The organism is Mesorhizobium sp. B2-7-3 (assembly GCF_006440715.1).
Classification (GTDB): Bacteria; Pseudomonadota; Alphaproteobacteria; order Rhizobiales; family Rhizobiaceae; genus Mesorhizobium; species Mesorhizobium australicum.
Window position 1 is genome coordinate 405359 of sequence record NZ_VFTY01000004.1, and the last position, 13510, is coordinate 418868.

Sequence of the window (13510 nt, forward strand, 5' to 3'; positions counted from 1 at the left end):
CTCAGACCCTTTCGACGAGCTTTTGGCCGAACAGGCCGGAAGGACGGATCAGGAGGAAGACAAGCGCGACGACATAGGCGAACCAGCTCTCGATGCCGCCGCCGAAATAATCGCCGATATAGACCTCGGCGAGCTTCTCGCTGGCGCCGATCAGGAGCCCGCCGACAATGGCGCCAAGAATGGAATCGAAGCCGCCAAGCACCAGCACCGGCAGCGCCTTGAGCACCACCAGCGACAGCGAGAACTGCACCCCTAGGCGGGCGCCCCAGAGCAGCCCGGCGACCAGCGCGACCAGGCCGGCCGCCGCCCAGACGGTGGCCCAGATCAGTGGCAGACGCAGGCCAACCGCGAGTGCGGCGAACTGGTCGTCCGCGACGGCGCGGAAGGCGAGGCCGATGCGGGTGTAGCGGAAGAACAGCGACAGCAGGAGAACCATGCCGGCCGCGACCACCGCCGCAAAAATATCGAACTGGCTGATCAGCACGCCGCCGACTTCCAGCGGCACATCCTCGATACCGAGGTCAAGACCATGGACCTGCGTCCCCCAGATCAGTTGGGCGGCGCCCTCGATGATGTAGGACAGGCCAAGCGTCGCCATGAACAGGGTGATCGGCGGCTTGTTGGTTAGCGGCCTCAGCACCGTGCGCTCGATGGCGATGCCGATCGCCACCATGATGGCGAACGTTGCCACCAACGCCAGTGCAAACGGAACACCGCGTTCGACAAGGCTGACGAAGGTAAGGGCGGCGAACAGCAGCATCGCGCCTTGGGCGAAGTTGAGCACGCCCGAGGTCTTGTAGATCAGCACGAAGCCGATCGCGACCAGCGAATACATGACGCCGGAGAGCAGCCCGCCGACGAGCACCTCGATGAAGAACTGATAGTCGAAGTCGGCGATCATATGCCCGCCCCGTCCTCATTGTCTGAGGCGACGCCCAGATAGGCATCGATGACGCGCTGGTCGTTGCGGACCTCGTCGGGTGTGCCGTCGGCAATCTTGCGGCCATGGTCGAGAACGGCGACACGGTCGGACAGGCCCATGACGACGCCGACATCGTGTTCGATCAGGACGACGGTGGTGGCAAAGCGGTCACGCGCGGCGCGCACGAAAGCAGCCATTTCGCTTTTCTCACCTGATGTCATGCCGGCCATCGGTTCGTCGAGCAGCAGCAGGCGCGGCTCCGCGACCAGCGCCCGGGCGAGTTCGACCCGCTTCCGCAGCCCGTAGGGCAGCGTGCCGGCAAGACGATCGCGCACGGCGGTGAGGTCGAGAAATTCGAGAATCTGATCGGCGCGGCTGCGTGTCTCACGTCGCTCGCCGCGCGATCGTCCGATGCCGAGCACCTGGCCGGCGAAGTTGGAACGGACCTTGTAGGCAAGGCCGGTGGCGACATTGTCGAGGACGCTCAGTCCCTTGAACAAAGCAAGGTTCTGGAAAGTCCGGGCGACGCCGAGATGCGCCAGCCGCTGCGTCGGCACCTGCGCATAGTCGATTCCGGCAAGCTGGACCTGGCCGCGATCCGGCCGGTAGACACCGCTGATGACATTGATCAGCGAGCTCTTGCCGGCGCCGTTCGGGCCGATAATGGCGCGGATTTCACCTGATCGAACAGACAGATCGATGTCGGCCAGCGCGACGACGCCGCCGAACGACAGGCCGATGGCCTGGAGTGAAAGCATCGGAGATGTGGCCACCGCAGTGCCTGTTACCGGTGCGGTATGACCTTCGGACGGCTGCAGCGCCGAGGGCAGGCCGCGCGCGAAAACTTCCGGCGCATAGACCGAGGCTTCCATCACGCCTATGGCATAGCTGGGCAACGGCATTCCAATCGTCCTCGATTTCGCCCGCAGGCGCACGAATTCTCGATGCCGCCCGAAAAGATCGAGCGCGCTTGAAAACCTTCATTCGGGTGCTGGCCGGATTACCCGGCCAGCCTTGGAGAGATGACTATTCCGCTGCCAGCGAAGCCGCCTGCCCGGCATCCTCCAGCTCGCGAACGAGCGGGATGACATGCTTGCCGAAATACTCGACCTCTTCCTGGAAATGCAGGAAGCCGAGCAGGATGAGATCGGCGCCGGCGCTCTTCAAATCGACGATGCGCTCGGCAACCTGTCTCGGTGTGCCGATCAGGTTGGAGCGAAAACCGTCATTGTACTGGACGAGGTCGTCGAAGGAGGACTTCGCCCAATTGCCCTCGCCTTCCGGCGAGGCCTTGCCGGCGTTCTTGACCTCGTGGCCGAAGGCGTTGACCGCTTCCGGATTGGCCCTGGCGATGATCTCGGCAAGCACCGCCTTGGCCTCGTGCTCCGTCTCGCGCACAATGGCGAAGGCGTTGACGCCGACCTTGACGGAATGATTGCTGGCCTTTGCCTTGGTCTTGAGATCATCGACCTGTTTGGCGATTTCGGCCGGCGTGTTGCCGTTGGTGAAATACCAGTCGGAGACGCGTGATGCCATGTCGCGTGCCGCGCGCGACGAGCCGCCCTGGAATATCTCGGGCAGCGGCCGCGGCGGCTTCGGTTTCAGCGAGTATTCGTTGAAGCGGTAGAAGTCGCCTCGGAAGGTGAAGCTGTCTTCAGTCCATATGCCGCGCAGCGCACGGATGAATTCCTCGGAGCGACGGTAGCGCTCATCATGGTCGAGCCAATGCTCACCGATGGCGTGGAACTCGCCACGGAACCAGCCGGAGACGAGATTGATGGCGACACGGCCGTTGGTCAGGTAGCTGATGGTGGCAATCTGCTTGGCCGCCAGCGCGGGATTCCAAGGGCCGGGCAGGATCGCGGCGATCACCTTCAGCGTCGTGGTGGCGGCCAGCAGGTCATGGCTGAATGCCACCGATTCATGCTGCTCGTCGGCGCCGTAGCCGGCGGTGAAACGGATCTGGCTCAGCGCGTAGTCGAAACCGGCCTTTTCGGCAATCTGTGCCAGCTTGCGGTTGTACTCGGCTGAATGGCTGGTGCGCTGCTCGATGTCGGAGATCACCAGGCCGCCCGAAACATTGGGCACCCAGTAGGCGAATTTGACCGCGTCGGTTCCTGCATGTGCCATGAATTGTCTCCCAGTCAGGCTGTTGATCGGTCCAGCCGCAGCCGGATGTCGCTATATTTATTATGTTTATCGAATTTATATACAAAGGAGGATTTTCCGTTTTTGGCGCACTTGCGGGACGGAAATACCAATTTTGCCCAGCCATGCCGGCTTGCGGTTGTCAGCCCGCGACCGCAACGCCCCCGGCATTGGGGCCAACCGCTCCGCCTGAAGAAGATGTGTCGAGCAGCCCCGCGATCTCGGCCGAGACCCTTTGGGCATAGCGAGCGACCTCCGGCAGGCCCATGAGTTCGCCAAAGGTGCCTCGCGCCAGCGGACCGGCGACGAAAAGCCCGGCAACCGCCTTGTCATCGCCACCGACGGCGCGACTATCGAGGCCGGTCTCGATACCGAGCCCGTATGCGTCCGCCCTGATCAGACTGGCCTCAGTCAGGGAACGCAGCGCCGGATTTGACTGGAGCGCCTGCCCATGGGCCGGCCCTGTCGTGTTGATGACGGCATCGAAGCTTGCCGTCTCGATGCGCGTCTGTCCGCGCCGTTGGAAGCTGACCGCGAGGCTGTCGCCCTCGACGTTCGACGCGACAAGCCGGGCTGCAATGGTGTCGAATGTGCCGGCGGTCTGACGGCGGTCGAGCACGGAAGCCACCTGCGGTGCGATCCTGAAGCGATGCACGTCCCAGAACACGCGCAGCTGGCGGACCAGCCTTGCCCGCTCTTGCGGAGCGAGGGCGGACCACAGCACCGGCCCTTGCATGCGCAATTGGTCAAAGACCGACTGCCAGTTGACGTTGGCGGCTCGCGCCGCGGCCAGCGTGGCGCGAATGTTCTTCAGCAGGCCAAGTGCGGATGTGGCCGGCACCGACGCAAAGTCGCCGAAGGGCTCATGTCTGATATCCGGGTGGGCGCGCGAACGCAGTCCGCGGCGCGACAGCGCCAGGATGCGGCCGCGATGACCCCGGCGGTCAAGCTCGGCCACCATGTCGGCCGAGGTCAGTCCGGAGCCGACGATCAGGACCGACGCCTCCGGCCCGATCCCAGCGAGTGCCGACGGCGCGTAGGGATCGGCGATGAAGCCAGGTGCTTCAGCCAACAGGGCAAGTGCTGCCGGGATGGCCGGCAGAGGATGAGTCGCGGCGAGCACGACGATGTCGGCCGCGACAGGTCCGGCTAAGGTCTGTACGGTCCAGCCCGCGCCGTTGGCTCGAACTACCCGGGTGGCCTGAGCTTCGACATGACGGATAGCGCCCGAGTCGAGCCAAGGTGCGAGCTGCTCGGCGACATAGCGACCGAACACCCGCCGGCGCGGAAATACGTCGCCGTTCTTCCACAGCGCATCCGGGTCCCGCTCGATTTCGCCGCTGCCGGCCAGCCAGCGCGCAAAATGCTGCTGGTCTTCGGGAACCATGCTCATCCGGACGGCCGGGACGTTGACGCGGTGCGACGGCTCTTCGCTGGAATAGGCAAGACCGCCGCCGAGCGCGGAACGCGGTTCGATCACCGAGATCGACAGGCGCTCCGGCCCATGCGCCAGCGCAAGATGCCAAGCGACCGCCGCGCCGGAAAAACCACCGCCGATTATGGCGACGCGCGATCGGCGGACCGGAGGCAGCGCGTTCACGAGGCGCTGGCGAGCGACTTCGGCCGATGGTCACCGGCAATGGTCTCGCCGAACGGCCCGGTATTGACCGACGACCCGGCCGACTTGACCGGATGATCGGTCGGCAGTTTCGGCAGCACCAGTTCGCCGAAGCGATAGGCTTCCTCCAGATGCGGGTAGCCGGACAGGATGAAGGTGTCGATGCCGAGGCGACGGTATTCATCGATGCGCTCGGCAATCGTATCCGGGTCGCCGACCAGTGCCGTTCCCGCACCGCCGCGCACCAGGCCGACGCCGGCCCATAGATTGGGCGCGATCTCGAGCTTGTCACGGTTGCCGCCATGCAGCGCGCTCATGCGCGCTTGGCCGACCGAATCCATGCGGCCGAACACTTTCTGCGCCGAAGCGATCGTCGCGTCGTCGAGCCGACTGATCAGGCTGTCGGCGGCGGCCCGGGCCCGTTCAGTGGTTTCACGGGCGATGACATGCAGACGAATGCCGAAGGAGAGTTTGCGGCCGGCCTTGTCGGCCAGTTCGCGCACGGCATCGAGCTTGCGTCCGACGTCGGCCGGGGGTTCGCCCCAGGTCAGATATTTGTCGATTTCCTGCGCCGCGACTGCCGATCCGGCATCCGATGAGCCACCGAAATAGAGCGGCGGATAGGGCGCCTGCACCGGCGGGAACAGCAACCTTCCGTCCTCGATGCGGAAATGCTTGCCCTGGTGCTCGACCGTCTCACCGCTCAGCACCCGTTTGTAGATCCGGAGGAATTCCTGCGTCACCTCATAGCGCTCGGCATGCGAGAGAAAGATCCCATCGCCCTTGTTTTCCAGCGGATCGCCGCCGGTGACGACATTGATCAGCAGGCGGCCGTTGGAGATGCGGTCGAGCGTGGCTGTCATGCGCGCGGCAAGCGTCGGCGACTGCAAGCCGGGCCGCACGGCGACGAGGAAACGCAGCCGCTCTGTCAGGGGCGCCAGCGCCGACGCAATCACCCAGGAATCCTCGCAGGCCCGGCCGGTCGGCAACAGCACGCCGTAATAGCCAAGCGTGTCGGCCGCTTTCGCCACTTGCGACAGATAGGGCAGATCGACGGCCCTGCCGCCCTCGGTCGTGCCGAGATAACGGCTGTCGCCATGCGTCGGCAGGAACCAGAGAACCTTGATGCGGTCAGGGACATCTTGGGTCATGCCTTGCCTCCTGTGGTTCGGTGGTAGCGGCCCGGCTCCGGCACGGTTGAGAGTAAACGCGGAAATGCTGGCATGGCGTGGTCCTGTGCAGGAAACAGATCGCCCATGCAGATTGCTTATTCTATAAATTCTGTAGAGTTTGTTTATTCTAAATCCGTGCACGCAATTGGAAATTCTTCCTCATGCCCGCCGCCTGCGAGCGGAGAGGGCCGGCTCGACCGCGTTGACGTTGTCCTTGCGCCGCCTTGGAAGGGTTGGCGGCCTCCTTCCAGGCGTCGAGTGACTTGGCCACCCCCTCCATTGTCGACAGGGACGCCTCCGCATTGGGTGCATTCCAATTTACGTTCCAATATACTCCGATCATTTCTGGTGAACGAACGCTGCGGATTTGCCATGGACCTTGACCCTTCGACCCTCAATCGGGCTTTGCCGCTGCGCGATCAGATCTATCAGAAGATCCGCAACCTGATCGTCGTCGGACAGATGAAGCCGGGGGAAGTGATCAACGAGGTGGCCATCGCCGAAGCGCTCGGCGTTTCGCGCACCCCGGTGCGGGAAGCGGTGAAGCGCATCAGCGACGAAGGCCTGGTCAATATCCTGGCGCAGACCGGCACCTATGTCGCGCCGATCAGCCGCGCCGACCTCGAGGAGGCCTACGTCATCCGGCGGGCGCTGGAAATGGAGAGCGCCAGGCGCGCGGCCATCAAGCTCACGCCGGCATCCGCCGAATTGCTGGAGGACAATATGGCGGCGCACAAGCTCGCCATCGCGCGCGGCCGATATGCCACCGCGATCCAACTCGACGATGTCTTTCATCGCACCATCGCCGAAATCTGCGGCCTGCCGATGATCTGGCGAGCGGTCGACATCTCCAAGGCGCAGATGGACCGCGGCCGCTATCTCGCCATTCCAAAGCCCGGCTATGGCGAACAGACGATCGAGCAGCACGAAACCATTCTCGATGCCCTGAAGCGGCACGATGCCGAGGGCGCCGCACAAGCGATGGAACACCACCTCGAAACCTCTTTCCGCAACACGCTCGAAGTCGCCGCGGACCTTCTCGGCTGAAGCCTTCTCGGCGTCTGGCAGCGCTGCGGCCCCCGGGACGCTTGACGTCAACGCTTAGTTAGCTTTCCACGCAGGCGCAGTCGTTTGCCAAGCCCGCGCATGAAGCGTAAGATCAGCCATCGGCCGCCGTTTGTCCGGATGCAGCCGACAGTAAGAGGGTACATGCTCTTGCCCGATAGGGAGAAGAGCCATGCCTCAATCCACCTTTCGCAACCATGTTCTGAAAACCCTCACGCCTGAGGATTTCGGGCTTTTACGGCCGTCGATGCATCACGTCGAACTGGCCATCAAAGCCCGGCTGGAGATCGCGCATCAGCCGATCGAGCATGTCTATTTTCCCGAAACCGGTATCGCGTCGGTGGTCGCCGCCATGACCGGAGGGCGGCAAAGCGAAGTCGGCATCATCGGCCGCGACGGCATGACCGGGGTAGCGGTCGTTCTCGGCCAGGACCGATCTCCCAATGAAACCTATATTCAAGTCGCCAGCAACGGCTGGTGTCTGCCGGTTGAACGTCTGCGCATTGCGATTGCCGAGAGCCAGACCCTTCGCGCGTCGCTGCTTCGCTACGCCCACGCATTCCTGGTCCAGTCGTCGCGAACGGCGCTGGTCAATGGCCATTCGAAAATCGAGGAACGGCTCGCCCGCTGGTTGCTGATGGTCAACGATCGCGCTGAAGGAGATATCATCTACCTGACGCATGAATTTCTGGCGACCATGCTTGGCTCCAGGCGCCCGGGCGTTACCACCGCCCTCCAAATGCTCGAATATCGGGGGCTGGTTCACGCCAAGCGCGGCGAGATCACGATCGTCGACCGTACCGGAATGATAAAACTCACGGATGGTGCCTATGGCGAGGAGGAGCAACATCACTTCAGCGCAGGGGCTGGCTGATTGTCTGGAACCGGACATAGGCTTGAAGACCACCGAAGTCCTGCCGTAAACCATATTGGTCAGGGTTCAGGGAGGAAATTCTCGATGACCAACTCTTTCACTCCATCACGGTTGAAAGAGCCGCCGAAGCCTATGTTCTTTCCAGAGGCAAGGCACGCTTTCTCTCCATTGCGCAGGCAATACGCGCCATCCGAACACTCATACCCGCATGCAGGGCTACCGACGGCGAGTTGGAGGAGTTGCTGGCGACCGCATCCCTCGTTCACGGCGTGCCGGTGGCCTTCGACACAAACTCAGCCGATGGCGTAGCGCCACAGCTCCATTCGTAGGGGCTGAGATGCCTGCGCTCGCGCAGACGCCTACCCTGTCGGACGTTCGCCAAGCGATTGTCCGCTGCCTGATCGACACCGTCGACAGGCCGTGCATTTCGATATCCGAGGTGAGCCACGAGGTGAGGAGAATGTTCCCGCTTTGCGAACTCACGGATTGGGAACTTGGCGATCTCATTGCGCGAAGCGCGATCGACGCGGGATTTGCCGTCGAGTTCGGCGCTGACGTTCCGTGATCGCGCAAATCAGGGATCGCCAATGGTTGAACAGGGCGGAGATGTCCCGCCGAAGCAAAGCGTTTCCTTGCCCTGGAAGGTAACTGGTGGAGCCAATCGGGATCGAACCGACGACCTCTTGAATGCCATTCAAGCGCTCTCCCAACTGAGCTATGGCCCCACTCCCGGCAGTCAGCCGGCGCCGTTTCCGGCGAGAGATCGGCGCGGGTTGGAAGACCGCGCCGTTAGTGCAGGCGGCTTCTAACCCCGCCATTCCCAGATATCAAGCCTTCATCGGCGGCTTTTTCTTCACAGGGCGTGAAAGCCGGCAAACGCTTACGTTCGAAGCCTTTGTCAGACTTCGTCGTCGTCGTCGCCGACGCCGATCATGTCGGAAACGTCGTCGTCTTCTTCCTCTTCGTCGGCAAGGAAGGTGTCATCCTCGTCGTCGCCGAGGTCGACGTCATCCTCGTCGTCACCGAGATCGGGAAGATCGTCGCTCTTGGCGTCGTCTTCCGCCTCTTCGAGCGAGACGACCTCGACGCCCTCTTCCTCCTCGGCGTCCACTTCCTTCTCGGCCACTTCCTCTTCCTCCTCGACGGCGGCGATCTTGCCTTCCTCGAAATAGGAGCGCGGATAGGTCTTGCCCGTATAGGGCGAGACGATCGGGTCCTTGTTCAGGTCGTAGAATTTCCGGCCCGTTTCCGGGTCGATGCGTTTTGTGCCAAGTTCGGTTTTTGCCACGGCAAGCCTCGTCGATAAAAGAGTGGTCCCCTTAACCACAGTTTGCAGCGCTGTCAAAGCGAAAAGCCGGCGTCACAAAACCAAGCACTGAAAGGCCTCGCGCCAAGTGACAGGCATGGGGATGACCATTTCGTCCCGCCGTGATACGAGACCGCCGCAACAAATGAAAAGCGTCGGCACGCCGGCAATCCGTCCAGGGAAATTCCATGTCTCACGCCGCCGCTGCCAAGCCGGCCACTGCCCGCAAGTCACCAGCCCTTTCCGGCACGGCCCGCGTGCCGGGCGACAAGTCGATCTCGCACCGCTCGTTCATGTTCGGCGGGCTCGCCTCCGGCGAAACCCGCATCACCGGCCTGCTCGAGGGCGAGGATGTGATGCGCACGGGCGCGGCCATGAAGGCGATGGGCGCGCATATCGAGAAACGCGGCGCCGAGTGGGTGATCCGCGGCACCGGCAACGGCGCGCTGCTGCAGCCGGAAGGTCCGCTCGATTTCGGCAATGCCGGCACTGGCTCGCGGCTGACCATGGGGCTCGTCGGCACCTACGACATGGAGACGACCTTCATCGGTGATGCCTCGCTGTCGGGCCGGCCGATGGGTCGCGTGCTCGAACCGCTGCGCCAGATGGGCGTGCAGGTGCTCAAAGCCACGCCCGGCGACCGCATGCCGATCACGCTGCATGGGCCGAAGCACGCCGCCCCGATCACCTACCGCGTGCCGATGGCCTCGGCGCAGGTGAAGTCGGCGGTGCTGCTGGCCGGGTTGAACACGCCAGGCATCACCACCGTCATCGAACCTGTCATGACGCGCGACCATACGGAAAAGATGCTCAAGGGCTTTGGCGCCAACCTGTCGGTCGAGACCGACGAGCGCGGCGTGCGCCACATCTTCATCGAAGGCCAGGGCAAGCTGACCGGCCAGACCATCGCCGTGCCGGGCGACCCGTCCTCGGCCGGCTTCCCGCTGGTGGCGGCGCTGATCGTGCCGGGTTCGGACATCACGATCGAAAACGTGCTGATGAACCCGACCCGCACCGGGTTGCTGCTGACGCTGCAGGAAATGGGCGGCCAGATCGACATCTTGAACCCGCGCAATGCCGGCGGCGAGGATGTCGCGGACCTGCGCGTGCGTTACTCCGAGTTGAAAGGCGTCGCCGTGCCGCCCGAGCGGGCGCCGTCGATGATCGACGAATACCCGGTGCTGGCCGTTGCCGCCAGCTTCGCCGAGGGCGAGACGCTGATGCAGGGGCTGGAGGAACTTCGGGTGAAGGAATCCGACCGGCTGTCGGCGGTCGCCAACGGGCTGAAGCTCAACGGCGTCGACTGCACCGAGGGCGAAGCTTCGCTTGCCGTGCGCGGCAAACCAGGCGGCAGGGGATTGGGCGGCCACCCCAACGGCCGGGATACGACGGTGCAGACCCATCTCGACCACCGCATCGCCATGAGCTTTCTGGTGATGGGATTGGCAACGGAAAAGCCTGTCACCATCGACGACCAGGCGATGATCGCGACGAGCTTTCCGGAGTTCATGGAACTGATGACGGGGCTGGGCGCGGAAATCGAGTGATAGTGGCAATCGCAAACCTTGGGGATTGGCTGGCGACATCCCGTGCTTCGTTATCCTGGGGCGAAGCAAGGAGCGCAGCGACGCGGCGCAGACCCCAGGATCCATGCCATGACCTCAACGCCCCGCAACGTTGCAAAATTGTGATCCGCAGCGTTCTTTGGCTGACGTCACGGCATGGATCCCAGGGTCTTCGCTCCGCTTCGCGTTCGCTACGCCCTAGGATGACGAAGTCGCGGGGGCCTGCTTCCATGCATAAGGCGTCTGCATGCCAATGACCCACCCCTTCACCATCGCCATCGACGGACCGGCCGGCGCGGGCAAAGGCACGCTCGCCCGCCGTCTCGCCGATCACTACCGCCTCAACCTGCTCGACACCGGCCTGACCTATCGTGCTGTCGCCCATGCGCTGCTGCGGCTGGGCCTACCGCTCGACAATGTCTCGGCGGCAGAAACCGCCGCCCGCCAGGTCGATCTGGCAAAGCTCGACCGTGCGGTGCTGTCGGCGCATGCGGTTGGGGAGGCCGCCTCGAAGGTCGCGGTTTTCCCTACGGTGCGGCGCATCCTGGTCGAAAAGCAGCGCGACTTCGCAAGGACGCCGCCGGGCGCGGTGCTGGACGGGCGCGACATCGGCACGGTCGTGTGCCCCGAGGCCGACATAAAACTCTATGTGACGGCAAGTGCCGAGGTGCGCGCCAAGCGCCGGCTGGCTGAGATCGAAAGCATCGGCGGCACCGCCGATTTCGCCGAAATCCTTGCCGATATCCAGCGTCGCGACGAGCGCGACATGGGCCGGGCGGACTCGCCGCTGAAGCCGGCGGCCGACGCGCACTTGCTTGATACCAGCGAAATGGCTATAGAAGCCGCGTTTCTCGCGGCCATGTCCGTCATCGATGACGTGCTGGCCAAGAGAAACAAGGCCTGATCCGGGTTTCATGCTGCTTCCGGTTGCCGGAGGCGAAGAAAATACCCATATCGGGCACGAACCAGCCTGCCTGCATTCTTCATGCGCCGGAATTGCCGCTTGAAAAGCGGCCCAGGGCTTTTGCAGCCCGGAACGCCGGCAGGCCAACGCAACGCTAACCCACGGCGCCCGCCCCGCGAAAAATGCGGGGTACTCCAGGAGAAACAATGTCTGCTGCAAATCCCACTCGCGATGATTTCGCGAGCCTGCTCGAAGAATCATTTACCACCGGTCATTCCGGCGAAGGCCAAGTCGTCAAGGGCACGATTCTGGCGATCGAAAAAGACATGGCCATCATCGATGTCGGCCTCAAGGTCGAAGGCCGTGTGCCGCTGAAGGAATTCGGCGTAAAGGGCAAGGACTCGACGCTCAAGGTCGGCGACACCGTCGAAGTCATGGTCGAGCGCATCGAAAATGCGCTGGGCGAGGCCGTGCTGTCGCGCGACAAGGCACGCCGCGAGGAGAGCTGGGTCAAGCTCGAAGAGAAGTTCACCAAGGGTGAGCGCGTCGAAGGCGTCATCTTCAACCAGGTCAAGGGCGGCTTCACCGTCGACCTCGACGGCGCCGTGGCCTTCCTGCCGCGCAGCCAGGTCGATATTCGCCCGATCCGCGACGTCTCCCCGCTGATGCACAACCCGCAGCCCTTCGAGATCCTCAAGATGGATCGCCGCCGCGGCAACATCGTCGTGTCGCGCCGTACCGTGCTTGAGGAGAGCCGCGCCGAACAGCGTTCGGAAATCGTGCAGAACCTCGAGGAAGGCCAGGTTGTCGAAGGCGTCGTCAAGAACATCACCGATTACGGTGCGTTCGTCGACCTCGGCGGCATCGACGGCCTGCTGCATGTCACCGACATGGCATGGCGCCGCGTCAACCATCCGACCGAAATCCTCAACATCGGTCAGACGGTCAAGGTGCAGATCATCCGCATCAACCAGGAAACCCACCGCATCTCGCTCGGCATGAAGCAGCTCGAGAGCGATCCGTGGTCCGAGATCGGCACCAAGTTCCCGATCGGCAAGAAGATCAAGGGCACCGTCACCAACATCACCGACTACGGCGCGTTCGTCGAGCTGGAGCCGGGCATCGAGGGCCTTATCCACGTTTCGGAAATGTCGTGGACCAAGAAGAACGTGCATCCCGGCAAGATCCTGTCGACGACGCAGGAAGTCGACGTGGTGGTGCTCGAAGTCGATCCGGCCAAGCGCCGCATCTCGCTCGGCCTCAAGCAGACGCTCGAGAATCCGTGGCAGGCTTTCGCCTCGAGCCATCCGGTCGGCAGCCAGGTCGAGGGCGAGGTCAAGAACAAGACCGAGTTCGGCCTGTTCATCGGCCTCGAAGGCGACGTGGACGGCATGGTGCACCTGTCCGACCTAGACTGGACCCGTCCGGGCGAGCAGGTCATCGAAGAGTACAATCGCGGTGACATGGTCAAGGCGCAGGTGCTCGACGTCGACATCGACAAGGAGCGCATCTCACTCGGCATCAAGCAGCTGGCCAAGGACACGGTCGGCGAAGCCGCGACGTCAGGCGAACTGCGCAAGAACGCCGTCGTTACCTGCGAAGTCATCGGCGTCAAGGATGGCGGTCTGGAAGTGCGGCTGGTCGACAGCGGTATCGAGACCTTCATCAAGCGCTCCGACCTCAGCCGCGATCGCGACGAGCAGCGCCCCGAGCGCTTCACCGTCGGCCAGAAGGTCGACGCCCGCGTCATCGCCTTCGACAAGAAGACCCGCAAGCTGCAGGTCTCGATCAAGGCGCTGGAAATCGCCGAAGAGAAGGAAGCCGTCGCACAGTACGGCTCGACCGACTCCGGCGCTTCGCTGGGCGACATCCTGGGTGCCGCGCTGAAGAAGCAGGGCAACTAAGGATTCACCGCTTGCCGCACGATTTTCGTGCG

General features: G+C 63.3%; 12 protein-coding genes and 1 tRNA gene. 6 read left to right on the forward strand and 7 right to left on the reverse strand.

Annotated features, from left to right (window positions below):
- Window position 1 precedes the first annotated feature (1 nt).
- From FJW04_RS12080 to ssuD, 5 genes are all read right to left on the reverse strand, one after another.
- A complete protein-coding gene (locus FJW04_RS12080) occupies window positions 2–901 on the reverse strand; it encodes a branched-chain amino acid ABC transporter permease (RefSeq protein WP_015314248.1) in 900 nt (299 codons plus the stop codon).
- Window positions 898–1824, reverse strand: a complete 927-nt coding sequence (locus FJW04_RS12085) for an ABC transporter ATP-binding protein (RefSeq protein WP_015314249.1) — start codon at window positions 1822–1824, stop codon at window positions 898–900. The genes FJW04_RS12080 and FJW04_RS12085 overlap by 4 nt, the downstream gene beginning before the upstream one ends.
- 124 nt (window positions 1825–1948) lie before the next feature.
- Window positions 1949–3052: a dimethylsulfone monooxygenase SfnG gene (gene sfnG, locus FJW04_RS12090; protein WP_140714317.1), complete on the reverse strand. Its 1104-nt coding sequence runs from the start codon at window positions 3050–3052 to the stop codon at window positions 1949–1951.
- A 160-nt stretch (window positions 3053–3212) separates the two neighbouring features.
- Entirely contained in the window at window positions 3213–4670 is a 1458-nt protein-coding gene (locus FJW04_RS12095; RefSeq protein WP_140714319.1) for an FAD/NAD(P)-binding protein, read from the reverse strand.
- The gene (ssuD, locus tag FJW04_RS12100; RefSeq protein WP_140714321.1) at window positions 4667–5839 is read right to left on the reverse strand and encodes an FMNH2-dependent alkanesulfonate monooxygenase; all 1173 of its coding nucleotides are present in this window, start codon (window positions 5837–5839) and stop codon (window positions 4667–4669) included. Before ssuD ends, FJW04_RS12095 begins: the two co-directional genes overlap by 4 nt.
- A gap of 393 nt (window positions 5840–6232) precedes the next feature.
- On the opposite strand from ssuD, the gene FJW04_RS12105 reads away from it, so the two are divergent.
- From FJW04_RS12105 to FJW04_RS12120, 3 genes are all read left to right on the forward strand, one after another.
- Complete coding sequence (locus FJW04_RS12105; RefSeq protein WP_140614973.1) at window positions 6233–6907, forward strand: GntR family transcriptional regulator; 675 nt, start codon at window positions 6233–6235, stop codon at window positions 6905–6907.
- A gap of 190 nt (window positions 6908–7097) precedes the next feature.
- Window positions 7098–7799 carry a Crp/Fnr family transcriptional regulator gene (locus tag FJW04_RS12110; protein ID WP_140714323.1) on the forward strand — a complete coding sequence of 234 codons (702 nt, stop codon included), beginning with the start codon at window positions 7098–7100 and terminating at the stop codon, window positions 7797–7799.
- Window positions 7800–8136: 337 nt separating this feature from the next.
- Window positions 8137–8364, forward strand: a complete 228-nt coding sequence (locus tag FJW04_RS12120; protein ID WP_015314255.1) for a hypothetical protein — start codon at window positions 8137–8139, stop codon at window positions 8362–8364.
- 84 nt (window positions 8365–8448) lie between these two features.
- On the opposite strand, the gene FJW04_RS12125 is transcribed toward FJW04_RS12120, so the two are convergent.
- A tRNA-Ala gene (locus FJW04_RS12125) sits at window positions 8449–8524 on the reverse strand.
- A gap of 173 nt (window positions 8525–8697) precedes the next feature.
- Window positions 8698–9087: a TIGR02300 family protein gene (locus FJW04_RS12130; RefSeq protein WP_015314256.1), complete on the reverse strand. Its 390-nt coding sequence runs from the start codon at window positions 9085–9087 to the stop codon at window positions 8698–8700.
- A 206-nt stretch (window positions 9088–9293) separates the two neighbouring features.
- Between FJW04_RS12130 and aroA the strand changes: the two genes are divergently transcribed.
- The 3 genes from aroA to rpsA all read left to right on the forward strand — a co-directional run bounded on the left by aroA (window position 9294) and on the right by rpsA (window position 13478).
- Window positions 9294–10652, forward strand: a complete 1359-nt coding sequence (gene aroA / locus FJW04_RS12135; protein ID WP_140714325.1) for a 3-phosphoshikimate 1-carboxyvinyltransferase — start codon at window positions 9294–9296, stop codon at window positions 10650–10652.
- A gap of 271 nt (window positions 10653–10923) precedes the next feature.
- Window positions 10924–11574, forward strand: a complete 651-nt coding sequence (gene cmk, locus FJW04_RS12140) for a (d)CMP kinase (RefSeq protein WP_140714436.1) — start codon at window positions 10924–10926, stop codon at window positions 11572–11574.
- Between the two features lie 206 nt (window positions 11575–11780).
- Entirely contained in the window at window positions 11781–13478 is a 1698-nt protein-coding gene (gene rpsA, locus FJW04_RS12145; protein ID WP_015314259.1) for a 30S ribosomal protein S1, read from the forward strand.
- Window positions 13479–13510 lie beyond the last annotated feature (32 nt).